The 17,476-nt window shown below is 64.4% G+C and carries 16 protein-coding genes, 1 tRNA gene and 1 pseudogene; 6 read left to right on the forward strand and 12 right to left on the reverse strand.

The features are described 5' to 3' along the window. Positions 1 to 25 precede the first annotated feature (25 nt). The 4 genes and pseudogenes from WM94_RS04335 to WM94_RS04350 all read right to left on the reverse strand — a co-directional run bounded on the left by WM94_RS04335 (position 26) and on the right by WM94_RS04350 (position 2,177). The gene (locus WM94_RS04335) at positions 26 to 529 is read right to left on the reverse strand and encodes a spore coat U domain-containing protein (RefSeq protein ID WP_015269734.1); all 504 of its coding nucleotides are present in this window, start codon (positions 527 to 529) and stop codon (positions 26 to 28) included. A gap of 3 nt (positions 530 to 532) precedes the next feature. Then, positions 533 to 1,064: pseudogene (locus WM94_RS28730) on the reverse strand (spore coat U domain-containing protein). An 18-nt stretch (positions 1,065 to 1,082) separates the two neighbouring features. Beyond that, positions 1,083 to 1,619, reverse strand: coding sequence for a spore coat U domain-containing protein (locus tag WM94_RS04345; protein WP_003256412.1), 537 nt, complete (start codon positions 1,617 to 1,619; stop codon positions 1,083 to 1,085). Positions 1,620 to 1,649: 30 nt separating this feature from the next. After that, positions 1,650 to 2,177 carry a spore coat U domain-containing protein gene (locus WM94_RS04350; protein ID WP_061550528.1) on the reverse strand — a complete coding sequence of 176 codons (528 nt, stop codon included), beginning with the start codon at positions 2,175 to 2,177 and terminating at the stop codon, positions 1,650 to 1,652. Positions 2,178 to 2,440: 263 nt separating this feature from the next. Here WM94_RS04350 and WM94_RS04355 point away from each other — a divergent pair, with 263 nt between their 5' ends. From WM94_RS04355 to WM94_RS04365, 3 genes are read left to right on the forward strand one after another with little or no spacing between them, the layout of a single operon-like run. Next, positions 2,441 to 4,690, forward strand: coding sequence for an ATP-binding protein (locus WM94_RS04355; protein ID WP_061550529.1), 2,250 nt, complete (start codon positions 2,441 to 2,443; stop codon positions 4,688 to 4,690). A 15-nt stretch (positions 4,691 to 4,705) separates the two neighbouring features. After that, the gene (locus tag WM94_RS04360; protein ID WP_015269730.1) at positions 4,706 to 5,167 is read left to right on the forward strand and encodes a response regulator; all 462 of its coding nucleotides are present in this window, start codon (positions 4,706 to 4,708) and stop codon (positions 5,165 to 5,167) included. A 13-nt stretch (positions 5,168 to 5,180) separates the two neighbouring features. Beyond that, a complete protein-coding gene (locus tag WM94_RS04365; protein ID WP_061550530.1) occupies positions 5,181 to 7,568 on the forward strand; it encodes a response regulator in 2,388 nt (795 codons plus the stop codon). Between the two features lie 93 nt (positions 7,569 to 7,661). On the opposite strand, the gene WM94_RS04370 is transcribed toward WM94_RS04365, so the two are convergent. Beyond that, positions 7,662 to 7,736 (reverse strand) — tRNA-Gln (locus tag WM94_RS04370). 260 nt (positions 7,737 to 7,996) lie between these two features. On the opposite strand from WM94_RS04370, the gene WM94_RS04375 reads away from it, so the two are divergent. Further along, positions 7,997 to 8,239 (forward strand): DUF465 domain-containing protein, encoded by a 243-nt coding sequence (locus WM94_RS04375; RefSeq protein ID WP_013971925.1) that lies wholly within the window; start codon positions 7,997 to 7,999, stop codon positions 8,237 to 8,239. 1 nt (position 8,240) lies between these two features. Here the strand turns inward: WM94_RS04375 and WM94_RS04380 are convergent, their stop codons facing one another. Beyond that, positions 8,241 to 8,666: a DUF1810 domain-containing protein gene (locus tag WM94_RS04380; protein ID WP_003256418.1), complete on the reverse strand. Its 426-nt coding sequence runs from the start codon at positions 8,664 to 8,666 to the stop codon at positions 8,241 to 8,243. A gap of 158 nt (positions 8,667 to 8,824) precedes the next feature. On the opposite strand from WM94_RS04380, the gene zapE reads away from it, so the two are divergent. Further along, positions 8,825 to 9,895 carry a cell division protein ZapE gene (gene zapE, locus WM94_RS04385; protein WP_061550531.1) on the forward strand — a complete coding sequence of 357 codons (1,071 nt, stop codon included), beginning with the start codon at positions 8,825 to 8,827 and terminating at the stop codon, positions 9,893 to 9,895. Positions 9,896 to 10,007: 112 nt separating this feature from the next. Here zapE and WM94_RS04390 read toward each other — a convergent pair whose 3' ends face one another. Next, the gene (locus tag WM94_RS04390) at positions 10,008 to 11,897 is read right to left on the reverse strand and encodes a propionyl-CoA synthetase (protein WP_061550532.1); all 1,890 of its coding nucleotides are present in this window, start codon (positions 11,895 to 11,897) and stop codon (positions 10,008 to 10,010) included. 180 nt (positions 11,898 to 12,077) lie between these two features. Between WM94_RS04390 and WM94_RS04395 the strand changes: the two genes are divergently transcribed. Next, the gene (locus WM94_RS04395; RefSeq protein ID WP_047932629.1) at positions 12,078 to 12,944 is read left to right on the forward strand and encodes a LysR family transcriptional regulator; all 867 of its coding nucleotides are present in this window, start codon (positions 12,078 to 12,080) and stop codon (positions 12,942 to 12,944) included. Here the strand turns inward: WM94_RS04395 and WM94_RS04400 are convergent. The 5 genes from WM94_RS04400 to WM94_RS04420 form a co-directional block, all read right to left on the reverse strand. Beyond that, complete coding sequence (locus WM94_RS04400; RefSeq protein WP_061550533.1) at positions 12,918 to 14,072, reverse strand: HPP family protein; 1,155 nt, start codon at positions 14,070 to 14,072, stop codon at positions 12,918 to 12,920. The two genes, WM94_RS04395 and WM94_RS04400, sit on opposite strands and share 27 nt — an antisense overlap. A 619-nt stretch (positions 14,073 to 14,691) precedes the next feature. Next, positions 14,692 to 16,011: a sensor histidine kinase gene (locus WM94_RS04405; RefSeq protein ID WP_013971920.1), complete on the reverse strand. Its 1,320-nt coding sequence runs from the start codon at positions 16,009 to 16,011 to the stop codon at positions 14,692 to 14,694. Continuing rightward, positions 16,008 to 16,676 carry a response regulator transcription factor gene (locus WM94_RS04410; protein ID WP_013971919.1) on the reverse strand — a complete coding sequence of 223 codons (669 nt, stop codon included), beginning with the start codon at positions 16,674 to 16,676 and terminating at the stop codon, positions 16,008 to 16,010. The genes WM94_RS04405 and WM94_RS04410 overlap by 4 nt, the downstream gene beginning before the upstream one ends. Then, positions 16,677 to 16,991 carry a PepSY domain-containing protein gene (locus tag WM94_RS04415; RefSeq protein ID WP_061550534.1) on the reverse strand — a complete coding sequence of 105 codons (315 nt, stop codon included), beginning with the start codon at positions 16,989 to 16,991 and terminating at the stop codon, positions 16,677 to 16,679. Continuing rightward, positions 16,991 to 17,302, reverse strand: coding sequence for a PepSY domain-containing protein (locus WM94_RS04420; RefSeq protein ID WP_003256549.1), 312 nt, complete (start codon positions 17,300 to 17,302; stop codon positions 16,991 to 16,993). Before WM94_RS04420 ends, WM94_RS04415 begins: the two co-directional genes overlap by 1 nt. Between the last annotated feature and the right edge of the window lie 174 nt (positions 17,303 to 17,476).

The following is a 17,476-nucleotide window of genomic DNA, read 5'->3' on the forward strand; positions in this document are numbered from 1 at the left end:
ATACTGGTCATTAGTGCCGATGCATTCACCAGGTCACCGTCACTTGCACCACATCGGTGTAAGTCCCCGCCGGCATCGTGCCGGTCAGCTGAACCCGCCCGTACACCGGCAGCTTGATCGCCGTCGGGTCGGTATAGCCCACGGCCACGCTCTGGCCGATCCCCAGGCTCTGGCTGTACGCCGCGTCCCGGTACAACTGGTAGGCCAGCACCTGCGTGCCGCCCGTGCGTTTGAGGTTGCGTGTGCCACTGGCACTGTTCTGCCCGCCATCCACGCTCATGCTCAAGGCCACGCCCGGGGTGCACTGGAAGGTCACTGTGGTACCGCCCAACGAGGTGCCGAGAGTTCCGGTGGCCAGTGCCGACTGCGAGCCGTAGTCGAGCGTCCCGTAGCTGGTCACGCCGCCCACCACCAGGCACCCGGCGACGATCTGCGCCGTCACCAGGAAGCTGCTGGTGGTCGCCGCATCCAGAGGCGCGGCCAGCAGCACGCCAAGGACGCTCATGCCGCCCGCCAGCCAGCTGCGCATGGTTCAGAACGACAGCTCGACGGACACTGTGTCGGTGTACTCCCCCGCCGGCAGGCCGACCTTGCCGCGCGCCTGGCCATACAGGTTTGACGGTCTGGGCCACACCGCTGCTGAGCGGCAAGGTGATGGTGCCGTTGATGGCCAACACCTGCGTACGCCCGGCATCGGTGTAGAAGTCGTACGGCACGAAGTTGCCGACGCCATCCGCCAGCGCACGGCTGCCCCCGGCCGACTGGCCATCGTGGGAACCTGCGCCCACGCGGATGACTGGTACCGTGCCAGCCGAACAGAGAATGCTGATCGCCCCACCGCCGCCGCCGATTACCTGGCCGTCGGCGGTGTTGAACAAGGCATCGTGAGTACCGAAGTCCAAGGTACCGAAGTCTGCCCCCGAGGAGGCTGAGGTGCCGTTGACCTGACACGCTGCGGTCAAGGTCAGCGTCGACTCGATAGTCCCGGTGGTGGCGGCCTGCGCCTGGTAACTCAGCATCAGCCCCAGACCGGCGAGGATGCAGCGTGAAAGGTTCGTTCGCATCGAAGTCTCCTTGTGTCGTTACCAGTCCAGGGTCACCCTCAGGGTGTCACGGTACAGGCCGGCTGGCAGCGCACGCGGTTGCGCCACTACCACACCGTAGATGGGGATCGGTATCTGCCGGGTACTGCTGATGGTGAAGGCACGCGCCTGGCCGATGCCGTAGCGGCTGTTACCACCTGGGTCGATTGCCAGTTGGTAGGGGATCAGCTCGCGACCGTTGCTCAGCCGCCGTATGCCGTCACTGCCATTCAGGCCGCCGTTGATGCGCACGTTGAACGCCCGCACCTCGGGCGTGCAACTGATCTGCAGGCTGCCTTCGCCGCTTACATCGTCAACCCGGCTGCGCAGCGGCTGGTCCCAGTTCGGTCCGCGCTCGCCGAAGTCCATCACGCCGGGGTTACCCACCGTTGCCGGTTGCGTCTCGTTGCTGCTGATCTGGCAAGCACTGCTGATCACCAGCCGCGCCTGGATGAAACCGGTGCTGGTGCCATGCGCGGCACCACCGGGCACCAGCAGCGGGCCCAGGGAAAGCAGCAGGATCGAGGTGCGGTTCATGGCGTCGCGTCCTTGAGCATGGTGGCATCCCTACCAGGTGACGGTGACTTTGAGCAGGTCGGCGTACAGGCCTGCAGGCGGTATCCAGGCCAGCTTGTCGATCCGTGCATACAACGGCAGCTCGACCGAACCGCTGTCCGGCACCCGCGCCGAATGCGCCACATTCACCGCCAGCGGCTCGCGCCAGGCAGCGTCGCGGTAGAGGCGATAAGGTATGAGCCGGGCCATGTCATCGTCACTGGCCAGAAAGCGCAACTCGCCGACGCCGCCATGCTGCCCACCATCGACGCGGACCTGATAGGGGGTGTGGGGATTGCATTCCAGGCGTGGCGGGCGCTGGCTCAGCAGCGCGCCGGTGAGCGGCGCACCTGGGCCATCCAGCCGTGCAGCAGCGCCCAGATCGATGCGCCCCAGCGCCTGCGCCCCAGCATCGCGGGGCTGGTTGACCAGCATGCAGCCACGCTGCACCAGCACCCGCACTTCCACCAGGAAGTCCGCCGCCATTGCGCTGCTGCTCAACATAAGGCCCAACAGGGCGGCCAGGTAGCGGTCCGTCACCTTATTATCCTTGTCGATGTCTGCTGAGCTGAGCGTAGCAGCGACGTGACATCACGGTACTGGCATCGAGCCATTTTTTTGTATTAGCCAAAAAGCGCTACCACCTGAAAAAAAAACCACACGACACAGAACGCATCGCCGGCATTCTCCTCAAATGGCCAAGGGCCGTTATCCCGGCGGGTATTCTGTTAAGGTGTATTCCCTTCATCCTGCCTAGACTCATGCGGCATGCATGGACGGACACGACAGGAGCGTTTTCATAGATGATTGCAGACAGCACGCTCACCCAAGCCCTCGAGCGCTGCGCCCAGGAGCCGATCCAGCTGCCTGGCAGCATCCAGCCCCACGGCTTCCTTCTAGTGCTGGACGAAACCGACATGCGGGTACTCCAGGCCAGTGAAAATGTCGAGCATTGGCTGGGCATACCGGCCAGTGAACTGATAGGTCGCGAGTTCGCCGAACTGGTCAGCGGTGCCTTCGACTTGCGCCTGCACCTGGCCCGCCTGCCGCAGGACGAGGTCTTTCCGTTCCACATCAGCGATGTGCACCTGCGCCAGGACGCTCCATATCGTGGCAACCTGCACCTGCTGGTCCATCGTCACGACCAAGTGCTGATCGCCGAATTCGAACCCCCTCGCCTGCCGGCCGATCTTGTCGGGCAAGGCGACTACTACCCGCTGGTGCGCAGCTTCGTAGGCCGCCTGCACCAGGCCGGCAGCCTCGAGGAACTGCTGCAGCAAGCAGTGCTGCAGCTCAAGCGCATCACCGGCTTTGGCCGGGTCAAGGCCTATCGCTTCGATGCCGAAGGCAACGGCCAGGTGCTGGCCGAGGTGGCCGACCCGGGCTACCCGAGCTACCTGGGCCTGTGTTTCCCCGCTTCGGACATACCGCGCCAGGCGCGCGAGCTGTACCGAATCAACCGCATCCGCGTGATCGAGGATGCCAACTACCAGGCCTCGCCGTTGCTGCCCGCTGCCAACCCACGCACCGGCAAGCCGCTGGACCTGAGCTTTGCCGCGCTGCGCAGCGTGTCGCCAGTGCACCTGCAGTACATGCGCAACATGGGTACCCTGGCATCGATGTCGCTGTCGATCGTGGTCGACGGGCAACTCTGGGGGCTGGTGTCCTGTCACCACGAACAGCCACGCCCGGTGGACCTGCGCACCCGTACCGCCTGCGAACTGCTGGCCAGTGTGCTGTCGCTGCAGATCGAGTCGCGCGAGTCCCACGCCAACACTCGCCAGTTGCTGGAGCTGCGCCAGCACATCGTGCGCATGATCTCGTCCATGGCCGACCATGACAGTGTCGGCGACGGCCTGCGCGACTTGCCCGAAGTACTGCTGGCCTTCGCCGGCGCCCAAGGTGCCGCGGTCATATCCGCCGAACGTTGCGACCTGATCGGCAAGACCCCTCCGGCCGCGCAGGTAAACGCCCTGGTGCACTGGCTCTCCCAGCGTGGCGAAGACAGCGTGTTCCACAGCGACAACCTGTGCCGCGACATCGATGAACTGCCCGAGCTCGCGGCCCATGCAGGCGGTGTGCTGGCAGTGGCCATTTCGCAGATCCACTCGCACTACCTGCTGTGGTTCCGTCCCGAGCAGGTGCGCACGGTGAACTGGGCCGGGCAGCCGAACAAACAGGTCGGGCCGCAGGGCAACCTCGACCCGCGGCACAGTTTCGAAAGCTGGCAGGAAAAACTGCGCGGCTACTGCGAACCCTGGCACCCGCTGGTCATCGAAGGCGTGCAGGAGCTGCGCACGGCAGTGCTGGGGATTGTCCTGCGCAAGGCCGAGGAACTGGCGCAGCTGGCTGGCGAACTGCGTCGCTCGAACAAGGAGCTCGAAGCGTTTTCCTACAGCGTGTCCCATGACCTGCGCGCACCCCTGCGCCATATTGCCGGCTACTCCGAACTGCTCGGCGAAATCGAAGGCCAGGGCCTCAGCGAGCGCGGCAGGCGCTTTCTGCAGCACATCGAGGAAGCCGCGCATTTTGCCGGAAGCCTGGTCGACAACCTGCTCAACTTCTCGCAAATGGGCCGCTCTGCCCTGCGCCTGTCCGAGGTCGACCTCAACGCCCTGGTCGAGGCCATTCGCAGCGAACTGGCGCCCGACTACCAAAACCGCGAAATTGTCTGGGACATCGCCCAGTTGCCCAAGGTGGTCGGTGACCCGGCGTTCATCAACATGGCCTTGCACAACCTGCTGGCCAACGCCATCAAATACACACGTGGGCGCACCCCGGCGCGCATCGGCATCAGCGCCGTGCAACACCCGGGCGAAACCGAGATCTGCATTCGCGACAACGGCGTGGGCTTCGACATGGCCTACGCCAGCAAACTGTTCGGCGTATTTCAGCGCCTGCACCGCATGGAAGACTTCGAAGGCACAGGGATCGGCCTGGCCAGTGTTCGTCGCATCATCGAACGCCATGACGGTCGGGTCTGGGCCCATGGCAAGGTTGGCCAGGGTGCAACCTTCCACTTCACCCTCCCGCGCCACCCCGCGACTACCTGAGGCACCGCTACCATCATGCTCAAACCCATCCTGCTGGTCGAAGACAACCCACGGGACCTGGAGCTGACGCTCCTGGCGCTGGAGCGCAGCCAGTTGGCCAACGAGGTCATCGTGCTGCGTGACGGTGCCGAGGCACTTGACTACCTGCTACGGCGCAATGCCTATGCCGAACGTGACGATGGCAACCCCGCCGTGCTGCTGCTGGACCTGAAACTGCCAAAGGTCGACGGCCTGGAGGTGCTGAAGGAAGTGCGCGCCACCGCCGAGCTGCGCAGTATCCCGACGGTGATGCTGACGTCCTCGCGCGAGGAGCCCGACCTGCTGCGCGCGTACGAGCTGGGGGTGAACGCGTACGTGGTCAAGCCGGTGGAGTTCAAGGAATTCGTCGCCGCCATTTCCGACCTGGGGGTGTTCTGGGCGGTACTCAACGAACCGCCACCCGGCTCGCTGCGCCTGAACCGGCGTGGCAGCATCTGAGGTGGCCGCGACGATGCAGCCAACGCCGCTGAAACTGCTGATGGTCGAAGACAACTCGATGGACGCCGAGCTGACCCTGATGCGCCTGGAACGTAGCGGGTTGCAGGTGCAGGCGCAGCTGGTGTTCGACCATGCCGGTGTCGAGCAAGCCCTGAGCGAGGCCCACTACGACCTGATCTTGTGCGACTGCGTGCTGCCGGGCTCGTCCGGCACCGATGTGCTGGCCATCGCCCAGCGCCTGGCACCCGACATTCCGTTCATTTTCCTGTCTGGTATCTATGGCGAAGAACATGCGGTGGAAATGATCCGCCTGGGCGCCACCGACTATGTGCTGAAGAAGAACCTGCCGCTACTGCCCAAGGCCGTGCGCCGGGCCCTGACCGAAGTGCAGGAGCGCCAGCGCCGGCGCCGCGCCGAAGAGGCCCTGGCAGACGTCGAGGCACGTGCACGCATTGCCATCGACGCTGCCGGCATGGGCACATGGGACATGCGCCCGCAGGAAGGCCTGTTGTTGTGGGATGACCGCTGCAAAACCCTGTTCGGTCTACCCACCGATACTGAAATGAGCCTCGAGGTGTTTTACGCCGGCATCTACCCCGACGACCTGCCGCAGGTGCGCGAGGCGGTGGAACAGGCCATGTGCCCGGAAGGTGGCGGCCTGTATCGGGTCGAATTCCGCATCGCCCAACCCGACGGCCTGGAACCGCGCTGGTTGCTCAGCAGCGGCCAGAGCCGGTTCGTCAACAACCAGTGCGTGCGCTTTTCCGGGGTGTTGCAGGACATCCACACCCAACGCCTGGCCACCCAGGCACTGCGCCAGCTCAACGAAATGCTGGGGGAAAGGGTCGAGCGCCGCACCCGCGAACGCGACCGTGCCTGGGAGCTGTCGCAAGACTTGCTGGCCGTGCTCAACAAGGACCTGACCCCAGTCGCGCTGAACCCCGCCTGGGAAGCCAGCCTGGGCTTGTCCCGCGAACGCCTGAGCCAGTCGTCCTTGCTGCACCTGCTGCCCGAGCCCGACCAGGAACTGCTGCTCACCGAACTGGCTGCCCTCGCCCATGGTCGCACCAGCGCCCGCTTTGTCGGGCGTATCCTGGATGCCGGTGGTCAGCAGCGCTGGTTATCGTGGGTGGTGGTGCCGGAAGACACCCTGCTGTACGTGGTGGCACGCGACATCACCAGCGAGCGCGAAGCCGCCCTGGGCCTGGCCGAAGCCAACGCCCGCCTGCGCGAGCAGATCGCCGAACGCGAACGCATCGAGGCCGCGCTGCAGCAGATGCAGCGCCTGGAAGCGGTCGGCCAGTTGACCGCCGGTGTGGCTCACGACTTCAACAACCTGCTGACGGTAATCCTCACCGGCGCCAGCTTCCTTGAGCGCGACCTGGCCAAAGCCGACCTGGAAAAGGCCAGTGCGCGGCTCAAGCACATCCGCGAAGCCGGCGAGCGCGGCGCCAAGCTGACCTCGCAGTTGCTGGCTTTCTCCCGCCGCCAGCGCCTGGAGCCGGTAGCGCTGAACCTCAACCGCACCCTGGCGGGGCTGGAAGAGTTGCTGCGCCGCACCTTGGGCGGCAATGTCTCGGTGCGCCTGGACCTGGAACCAACCTTGTGGCAGGCCCTGACCGACCCGACCCAGACCGAAATGATCATTCTCAACCTGGCGATCAATGCCCGCGATGCCATGCCCGACGGTGGCCAGCTGACGCTGTCGACCCGCAACACCCGGATCGACGCACGTCCACAGCGCCCGGAAGACCCGGACCCTGGCGAGTACGTGATGCTGAGTATCCGCGATACCGGCTGCGGCATGAGCGAAGAGGTGTTGGCCAAGGTGTTCGAACCGTTCTTCACCACCAAGGATATCGGCAAGGGTTCGGGCCTGGGCCTGGCCCAGGTATTCGGCTTCGCCAAACAGTCCGGGGGTGGCGTGCGCATCGACACCACGCCGGGGCGTGGTACGCAGGTGGCCGTGTATCTGCCGGCAGTCAAGGGTGAAGCCGTCAACGAACCGATGCCGTCGCTGCTCAGCCACTCGACTAGCGAAAGCGGTTGTAATCGCACCGTGCTGCTGGTGGATGACGACCATCTGGTACGCGACATGCTTGGTGATGTGTTGCGCCAGTACGGCTACCAGGTACGCCAGGCGCACAGTGGCGAACAGGCTTTGGCCTTGCTGGATGAGCAGATCGACCTGCTACTGAGCGATTTCGCCATGCCCGAGTTCAACGGTGCGCAACTGGCCCTGGCGGCGCGCGAGCGCTACCCGCACCTGCCGGTGGTGCTTCTTACCGGTTATGCAGAGTTGCAGGGACTGGAGTTGCCGGGCAGCCTGGTGATCCAGAAGCCGGTACAGGCCGATGAACTGGCCCGCTTGCTGAACGAGATGCTTGGAACGGCCAGGTGACCGAACAGAGCCTTCGGCAAAACCTGCGGAAACGACAAAGCCCAGCGCTTGTCTTTCCAAGCACCGGACCGAGATACGTTTGAAGCAAGAAAATGGCAGGGGCGGCTGGATTCGAACCAACGCATGGCAGGATCAAAACCTGCTGCCTTACCGCTTGGCGACGCCCCTGTATCGGATGCAGCATCTGCTGCTCTGACAATTCCAACTGAGTGACAACTGGGTTGTTGTCTTGGAATGCGCGGCACTTTAACAACAAACTTTCGGTCTGTGAACCCCCTGATGAAAAAAAATTACCAAAAAACAGCGAGTTAGTCATTTTCGTGGTTGGCGAGGCGACCATCCGTCGCTTTCCGCCCGCTTGGCTTCAACACAATCGCATTCCTCCCTTCCAATCAGATGAGCCATCTGCATTGACCAAGGAGGACCCCATGCCTGTCTCCCACGATCTTTACCAGGACTTGCACTACCCGCGCGAAATCGTCCAGCAGCGCCGACAGCAGGACAAGGCACTGGACCGTCTGCTGGACGAATACATGGACATCGACAACCAGGTACTGGCCGCCGAGTCGATTTCGGCGGGCAACTTCGAGGATGAAGACCTGCGCCGCCTGAAAGAACGTCGGCTGGCAGTGAAGTACATGATCGAGCGCCAACTGGAGCAAAAGGCCTGAACTAACCCTGCAACATGGCCAGCGTCAGGGCGTCCGGCTCACCGTCGTAGAACTGCACCAGCGCCAGCTGGAACAACGGGTTGCCGGGCGCGGCCTGGGCGAACAGGGTCAGGCACGAGCGCAGCTTGAGGTAGTCAGGGCTGCCGAGCATTTCACGGGCACTCTTGTCATGGTGCTGCAGCAGCGCAGTCACGCACGCTTGCAGGCGCGGGCCGAGCAGCGGATGAGCCAGGTAGGCACGGGCTTCGTCGATACCGGCCAGCGCATAGCGTTCGGCCATGGCGCTGTGGCCCAGGCCATCGAGCTGGGGAAACACGTACCACATCCAGTGGCTGCGCTTGCGCCCGGCCTGCAGCTCCTGCATCACCTGGTCATACACAGGGTTCTGCGCCTCTACGAAGCGCTGCAGATCAAAGTCGGCGTGCATGCTCGCCCCTCCTCGCACCGGTTCCAGCCTTTACTGTACGCCTGCATGGCGAACCTATCTCGTCAGGCGATGATTGCCGCGCACTTTCTGTATTAGTCAAAATGGCTGCCCTCGGGCAAGCTGCACCCTGCCCTGCCATCGCCCAAGGAGCTTTGCTTTTGCCTGCCTGGATCCCTACCCCGCTACGCCAGCTTGGCCAACGCCTGCGCGGCGCCGCCGCCAACCAGAGCGAACTGCTCGGCTGGTTCGAGGACAAGGCGCACAGCCGCGGTTACCAACTCAGCGACGGCCAACGCCGGGTAATCCACTGCATGGCCGAACAGCTGGCGCAGCTCGAACAGGGCCAGCCACGCAGCCTGTACCTGTACGGTTCGGTGGGCCGTGGCAAGAGTTGGCTGCTCGACGGTTTTTTCCAGGCCGTGCCGGTGCAGGCCAAGCTGCGCCTGCACTTCCATGACTTCTTTGCCCGCCTGCACCAAGGCATGCACCGCCACCGGGCGCTGGATGATGCACTGGCCGCGACCCTCGACGAGCTGGTGGGTGATTGCCAGGTGCTGTGCTTCGACGAATTCCATGTGCACGACATTGGCGATGCCATGCTGCTCACGCGGCTGTTCAATGCGTTGTTCAGTCGTGGCGTATTCCTGCTGGTGACGTCCAATTATGCACCCGAAGGGCTGCTGCCCAACCCGCTGTACCACGAGCGCTTCCTGCCGGTGATCCGCCTGATCAACAGCGCGATGGAAGTGCTGGAAGTGGGGGGCGATACCGATTTCCGCAGCCTGCCGGCCAACCGCGAACATCAGCGCTTTACCCGGGGCCACTATGTCTGGCCGGGCAATGCAGCGCAGCGCCAGGCGCTGAATGTGCCCGAGCCGCAGCCGGTGATGCTGGAAGTGAACAAACGCCCGCTGCGCGCACTGGCGGTGGATGGCCGGCGGGTGGTGCTGGGCTTTGACGACCTGTGCGAAAAGGCCACGGCAGTGATCGACTACCTGGTGCTGGCCGGGCAATACGATGAGTGGATAATCGATGGGCTGGATGACTTGTCGGAATGTTCCCTGGCGGCGCAGCAGCGCTTCGTCAACCTGGTGGATGTGCTGTATGACCAGGACCGGCAGGTGCTGGTGATCGGCAAGCGGCCACTGGAAGAAAGCCTGGGCGGGCCGCTTGCCGACCTGATGCGTACGCGCAGCCGGCTGGGACAGCTGCATCAGGTAGGACCCTAGAACTGTATTGACCAGGCCGGCCTCTCTCCCACAGGTATTGCACAGTTCTCAAGGCCTGTGACATCCCTGTAGGAGCGGATTTACCCGCGAAGAGGCCAGCAAGGTCAAACCCTCAGCCAGCCCTGGGCAAATCCGCCAGCACCGCCTCGATCTCCCCCAGCACCGCCGGGTCATCCAGGGTCGAAGGCGGCACATAGTCCTGCCCGTCGGCAATCTTGCGCAGCACCGCCCGCAGAATCTTCCCGGAGCGGGTCTTGGGCAGTCGCTTCACCAACCGCACCCGGTTGAAACATGCCAACGCGCCAATCTCCTCGCGCACGCTGCCCACCAGGTCCACCAGCAACTGCGCCTCGGCAATGCCCTCGCCGTCCTTGAGCACCACCAGCGCCAACGGCACCTGCCCCTTGATCTCGTCATGCACGCCAATCACCGCGCACTCGGCCACTGCCGGGTGGCGTGCCACCAGGTCTTCCATCTCGCCGGTGGACAGCCGGTGCCCGGACACGTTGATCACGTCATCGGTGCGCCCCATGATGTAGACGAAGCCGTCATCGTCCAGGTAGCCACCGTCACCCGTGTGGTAATACCCCGGGTAAGTCCGCAGGTAAGCCTGCAGGTAACGCTCGTGGTCGCCCCAAAGCGTCTGGCTGCACCCGGGCGGCAATGGCAGGGCGATGACGATCGAACCCTGGTGGTTGGGCCCCAGCAGGTGGCCCTCGTCATCCAGCACGCGCACGTGGTAGCCCGGCACCGCCCGGTTGCTCGATCCCGGCTTCGCTGCGCTGCCCTCCAGCCCTACGCAGGGCGCGGTGACCGGCCAGCCGGTCTCGGTCTGCCACCAATGGTCATGCACCGGCTTGCCACTGACCCGTTCCAGCCATTCGTGGGTGCTGGAATCCAGCTTCTCGCCAGCCAGGAACAACTGGCGCAGCGAGCTCAGGTCGTGCTTGCGGATCAGCTCGCCCTCAGGGTCTTCCTTGCGGATGGCGCGCATGGCCGTAGGGGCGCAGAACAATGCGTTAACCTTGTATTGCTCCACCACCCGCCAGTAGGCCGAGGCATCCGGGGTGCGGATCGGCTTGCCTTCGTAGAACACCGTGGTGCAGCCGCTCATCAGCGGCCCATAGACGATCAGCGAATGGCCAACCACCCAGCCCACGTCGGATATGCCCCACCACACATCGCCGGCCTGCATGCCGTAGATATGGGGCATGGCGTAACACAGCGCGACGGCATTGCCGCCGTTTTCACGCACGATGCCCTTGGGTTTGCCGGTGGTGCCAGAGGTGTACATGATGTACAGCGGATCACCCGCATCCAGTTCTACCGGTGGCACCGGCTCGGCTTTGGCCAATGCCGCCTGCCAGTCCAGGTCGCGGCCTGGCTGCAGCTGGGCACGCGCCTGCGGGCGCTGCAGCACCAGCACGTTGCGCGGCTGGTGGCGGGCCAGTTGCAGGGCACGATCGACCAGCGGCTTGTATTCGATTACCCGGTCGAACTCCAGCCCGCAGGAGGCCGTCAGCAGCAGCGTGGGCCGGGCATCGTCGATGCGCAAGGCCAGCTCGTTGGCGGCAAAGCCACCGAACACCACCGAGTGCACTGCGCCAATCCGCGCGCAGGCCAGCATGGCCATGGCCGCCTGCGGCACCATGGGCATGTAGATGATCACGCCATCGCCCTTGTTCACCCCCAACTGGCGTAACAAACCGGCCAGGCGCGCCACCTCGTCACGCAGTTGGTGGTAGGTGTAGGCCTGTTGCACACCGGTCACCGGCGAGTCGTAAATCAGCGCCAGCTGCTCGCCACGGCCCTGCTCGATCTGGTGATCGAGGGCCAGGTAGCAGCTGTTCAGGCGGCCATCGGCAAACCAGCGGTGGGTACCGTCGGCATTTTCTTGCAGCGTGAGGGCCGGCTTGCGGTGCCAGGCCAGGTGCGCGGCCTGCTCCGCCCAGAAAGCGGCAGGGTCGGAAATGGAATGGGCGTAGCTGTGCTGGTAGCTCATATCGAAAGAAACCCGGTACTTGTTGTTATTGAAGGGCGAAACTTGAGTATGGACCGCTACACCCGCGCCGCCATGGGACTAAAGTCACAACCGACCTGCAAATTTGCAGATAACGCAGAAACGCCCCATAACGGTGCAAAGCCTCTAGAATAGGCCACCCTTTCAGCCACCGAGCAGCTCATGGACATCGATCAGGCCCGTACCTTTCTGGAAATCGTGCGTTGCGGCAGCCTGGTCGCCGCCGCCGAACGCCTGTTCGTGTCACAGACGGCGATCACCGCGCGGGTGCAGCGCCTGGAGCAGCAACTGGGCTGCCAGCTGTTCGTGCGCAGCCGCAACGGCGCCAGCCTGACCAGCGACGGCGAGGCATTCGTCAGTTATGCCAACCAGATGGTGCAAACCTGGGAAGCGGCGCGCCGCGACCTCCCGCTGCCCCAAGGCTGCCAGCAAGTGCTGCACGTGGGCGCTGAGGTGAGCCTGGGCAACCCGATGCTGCTCGACTGGGTCAGTGCCCTGCACCGCGAACTGCCCAGCCATGCCATCCGCAGCGAGGTGAGCGACGGCGAATCGCTGCTGCGCAAGGTCGAGATGGGCCTGCTGGATGCCGCGCTGGTCTACCAGCCGACCTACGGCCCGGGCCTGCAGGTGGAGCAACTGATGGAGGAAAAGCTGATACGTGTGCGCCGGGTCGACCAGCCAGACCCGTACATCTATATCGACTGGGGAGAAGCCTTCCGTCGCCAGCACGATGCCGCCCTGCCCGACTGCGCGCGCCCGGCGCTGAGCTTCAACCTGGGCCCGCTGGCCTTGCAGTTCATACTCGACCAGGGCGGCAGTGGTTACTTCCGCACGCGGGTAGTGCAGGCCTATCTGGACAGCGGGGTGTTCGAGCGGGTACCGCAGGCGCCGGAATTCACCTACCCGACCTTCCTGGTGTACCCGCGCAAACGCGACAGCGAAGCCCTGCAACAGGCCTTCGCCATCCTGCGCCGGCTGGTGGCCGCCGGCGCCAGCGACTGGTCACAACGCTGGGACCCGCTTATCTGAAGCCTCGGCCTCGCTAAGCAACTGGCGCTTGAGGCCGGCGATCAGGTCGGTCTGGGTGATCACCCCCACCAACTGGTCGGCATCGAGCACCGGCAGGCAATGCAGGCCCTGTTCGCACAGCAGTGGCAGCAAGCGCTCCAGCGGGTGCTGGCTGCTGACGCTGATTACCCGGCGGCTCATCACCTGCTCCATGCGCACCGTCTTGCGGCCGAACAACCCACGCCAGCTGAAGCGGCCACGCTGCATGGCCGGGCCGACCAGATCGCTGAGGCTGACTACTCCCACCAGCTTGCCCTGCTGCAGCACCGGCAGGGTTTTCAGGTGGTGGCTGGCCAGCAGTTTCCAGGCCTGCTCCAGGGTGGTGTCGGGCGTGGCGAACTGCACGTCGCGGGACATCACCGAGGCCGCGGTGATGCCGCCGAGGCTGCGCTGCAGGGCGTGTTGCTCGGTGGCCAGGATGATGCGTTCCAGTTCGTCACGGGTGACGTCGACGAACTCGCCCAGTTCTTCCAGGGCCTGGTCCAGATCCTCTCCACGGATGCCAACCCGCTCGCTGGGCAGCGGGTCATGGGTGTGGTGCAGGTCCTTGCGCGGCACCGCGCCTTTCGGGTAGCGCACGCCGGTAAGGCGGTTGTAGAGGATCGCCACCGCTACCAGGATCAACGCGTTGAGCAGCACCGGCTCCAGCAGGTGGTCGCCCATGGCGGTAAGCCCGGGGTCGGCCAGCACCGCGCTCACCGCCACCCCGCCGCCTGGCGGGTGCAGGCAGCGCAGCAGGCACATCACCAGAATCGAGATACCCAGGGCTGCAGCGGCAACCCACAGCTGCGGGCCGAAGCCCTGGCGCATGGCCAGGCCGACCGCACCGGCCAGGGCGTAGCTGCCCAGCACAGGCCAGGGCTGGGCCAACGGGCCGGAGTGCACGGCGAACACCAGCACGGCCGAAGCCGCCAGCGGGCCGAGCAGGTGCAAGGCAATGCTGGGGCCGTAGGCCATGCTGGTCAGCCAGCCGGCGAGGAACAGGCCGAACAACGCGCCGATACCGGCACGCAACCATTCTTTGGGGGGAATATTCAGGGGCGCTGGCAACAGCCGCTGCAAACGACTTTCGAAACGCGAGGCAGGCATGTAGGTAATCGGAATCTGTAGTTTTTTCTGGTTAAAAAGAAAGCCCAGCCGAGGTGGCCTGGGCCTCGTATTGCGGTCGCAATAGCACAAGGGGCTCCGTCCGTGGAGAGATGGAAACCGCAAGGTTTCGTGGGGGAATTTTGCCGGGTGGGGTGAGATTGGGCTAATTCAAAAAAATGCGGCTGTACTGCAATTTTTTTGCAGTGGTGATATGGCCCATGGGGTCATGCTTGTCGGCTCCCACAATGGGGCTGCTTTGCAGCCCATCGCCGGCAAGCCAGCTCCCACAGGGTCCTGCACATGGCTTGAGGTCGATGCGGGTGGCGCGGGAGCAACTGTCTTGCTCAAATTCTAAAAGTTGGCGCGATCCCTGTGGGAGATTACCCAGCCCTTTTGGGCTGCGCTGTCGCGCAGAGAACAAGTATCGCTCGTCTGACGCGTCCTTTGTAGGAGCAGCCTTGTGCTGCGAAGAGGCCGGTACAAGCAAAAGACAGGCTTTGTCAGTACCGGCCTCTTCGCAGCACAAGGCTGCTCCTACAGAACCTCGCCGAACCAATGAGTCATGTGTTGTTCTATGAGAGCTGGCTTGCCGGCGATGGGCTGCAAAGCGACCCCGGTATTACCGAGCCTTGCGCGGCAAGTCTATGCTCACCCGCAGCCCGCCCAACGGGCTATCCAGCAGCGCCAGGCGCCCGCCCCAGGCCTCGACGATATCGCGCACGATGCCCAACCCCAGCCCGTGCCCGTCTACCTGCTCGTCCAGCCGCGAGCCGCGCTCCAGCACCTGCTGCCGCTGGCCCTCGGGGATACCGGGGCCATCATCATCGACCCACACCTGGTAGCCATCGGCACTCGGCGCGATACCCAGCCGCACCTCGCTGTCGGCCCACTTGCAGGCGTTGTCCAGCAGGTTGCCGAGCAGTTCCAGGAAGTCCTCGCGGTCCCACGGCAGCAGCAGCCCGGGCGGCACATCCCTGGCCAGCAGCAGGCCCTCGCCATGGATCATGCCCAGTGTCCCCAGCAGCCCCGGCAGCTCGACGTCGCAGTCGAACTGCGCACCAGGCAGCGCATCCCCCGCCAGCCGCGCACGGTTCAGCTCACGCGCCAGGCGCTGCTGAATCTGCTCCAGTTGCTCGCGCATCTGCGCGCGAACATCCGGCAGGTCTTTCAGGCGCTCGCTGGAGGCCAGGCTCAGCAAAACCGCCAGCGGCGTCTTCAATGCATGGCCCAGGTTGCCCAAGGCATTGCGCGAGCGGCGCAGGCTGTCTTCGGTATGGCTCAGCAGGTGGTTGATCTGCCCCACCAGCGGCGCCAGTTCGCTGGGCACTTCGGCATCCAGCTGCGAGCGCTGGCCCTGCTGCAACTGGGCGATCTGCTGGCGTGCCCGCTCCAGCGGCCGCAGCGAGCGGGTCACGGTGATGCGCTGCAACACCAGCACCAGGATCAGCGCCACCAGGCCCATGCCCAGGCCGATCTGCTGCAGGCGCCGGAAACCTTCGCGTACCGGTGAATAATCCTGTGCCACGCTGATCGAGATGTCCTGGCCCAGGCGCCGGTAGTCGGCACGCAGGGCAAGCAGTTGCTGGCCTTCCGGGCCGAGTTCGTGGCTGTCGGAAAGGCCCGGCGCGGCGGGTTTGGGCATGTCCAGATCCCACAGCGACCGGGAACGCCAGGTGCCTTTATCGAAATCGATGCGGAAGTAATAGCCGGAAAACGGCCGCTGGTAGGCGGCCGAGATACGCCGCTCATCCAGCTGCAGACCCGAAGGCCCGCGCACCAGGGCCACCAGCAGGTTTTCGCTTTCCTTGCGCAGGCCATTCTCCAGGTAGCGCTGCAGGCCGACCTCGAACAACCAAAGGGTCAGCTGCGCCAGCACCAGGCCGACCACCACCAGCACCGCCACCAGGCCCAGGCTCAGGCGCGCCTGGATCGACTTCACGCGGCGCTCCCGGCGTAGATGTAGCCCTGCCCGCGGCGGGTCTCGATGACGCTGCGGCCCAGCTTGCGTCGCAAGTGGTTGACGTGCACTTCCAGCACGTTGGAGTCGCGCTCGGTTTCACCGTCGTAGAGGTGCTCGGCCAGGTGGCTCTTGGACAGGATCTGCTGCGGATGCAGCATGAAGTAGCGCAGCAGGCGGAACTCGGCGGCGGTCAGCTGGATATCCACGCCGTCACGGTTCACGCACTGCCGGCTTTCGTCCAGGTGCAGGCCGGCCGCTTCCAGCGTTGGCTGGTTGGCCAAGCCACGGGCACGGCGCAACAACGCCTGGATGCGCAGCTGCAGTTCTTCGGGGTGGAAGGGTTTGCTCAGGTAGTCATCGGCCCCGGCCTTCAGCCCTTCGATACGCTCGGCCCACGAGCCACGGGCAGTAAGGATCAACACCGGCGTGGCCAGGCCGGCGGCACGCCACTGGGCCAGCACTTCCAGGCCCGGCAGGCCCGGCAGGCCAAGGTCCAGGATGATCAGGTCGTAGGGTTCGCTCTGGCCCTGGTACACCGCGTCGCGGCCATCGGCCAGCCAATCCACGGCGTAGCCCTGGCGCTGCAGGCCTGCGGTAAGTTCATCGGCCAACGGTACATTGTCCTCGACAAGCAACAGGCGCATTCAGTCGTCTTCCTCGTCTTTTAGCAGGGCACCGCTGCTGGCATCGAGTTTGATCTCGCGCACCACGCCTTCAGCTGTCAGCAACTCGACTTCGTATTCGTAGCGATTGTCGTCTTCTTCCAGCTCGGCCTCCAGCAGGCGCGCCCCGGGGTGACGCCCCAGGGCGGTCTCCAACAGATGCTCGAGCGGCAGGATGATCCCCTTCTGGCGCAGTTCCAGGGCTTCGTCCTGGTCAAGGTCACGGGCAACGGCCAGGGAACAGACGGCCAGCAGCGCCAGCGCGAAGTAGCGCGCCGGCCGCAGTAGGTGGAACATCAGTTGTCCCGCTCGTCCTTCAGCACTTCACCGGTCTTGGCGTCCAGCGCCACGTCCCATTCGACGTTCTGCGTGTCGCGCAGCTCGACCTTGTAGACGTAGCGACCGTACTCATCTTCAAGTTCGGAGTCGGTGACGGTGGCTCCTGGGTGCTTGGCCACGGCGGCGGCCTTGAGTTCATCCAGCGACTTGACGGTCTTGGCATTTACCAGCTTGACCACTTCGTCGGGCTGCACATCCTTGGCGATGGCGGAATGGGCGCCCAGGGCAAGGGCGGCGGCTACGGTGAACAGGGCAGTCATGCGTTTCATCGTTCTTCTCTCCTGAGAACTGTGCAAGTTGTCTACGGGGTTAAGATTAACCACCGGTCCTTAATTCAACCTGAAAACAACTGGCGCCATGATAGCGCAGGTCAGGCTGCTGTCTCGCCATCACTGAATCCTGCGCGGTCACTGTGGGAGCGGGCTGGCCCGCGAACACCGGTG

It is taken from the genome of Pseudomonas sp. ABFPK (assembly GCF_001586765.1).
Classification (GTDB): domain Bacteria; phylum Pseudomonadota; class Gammaproteobacteria; order Pseudomonadales; family Pseudomonadaceae; genus Aquipseudomonas; species Aquipseudomonas asiatica.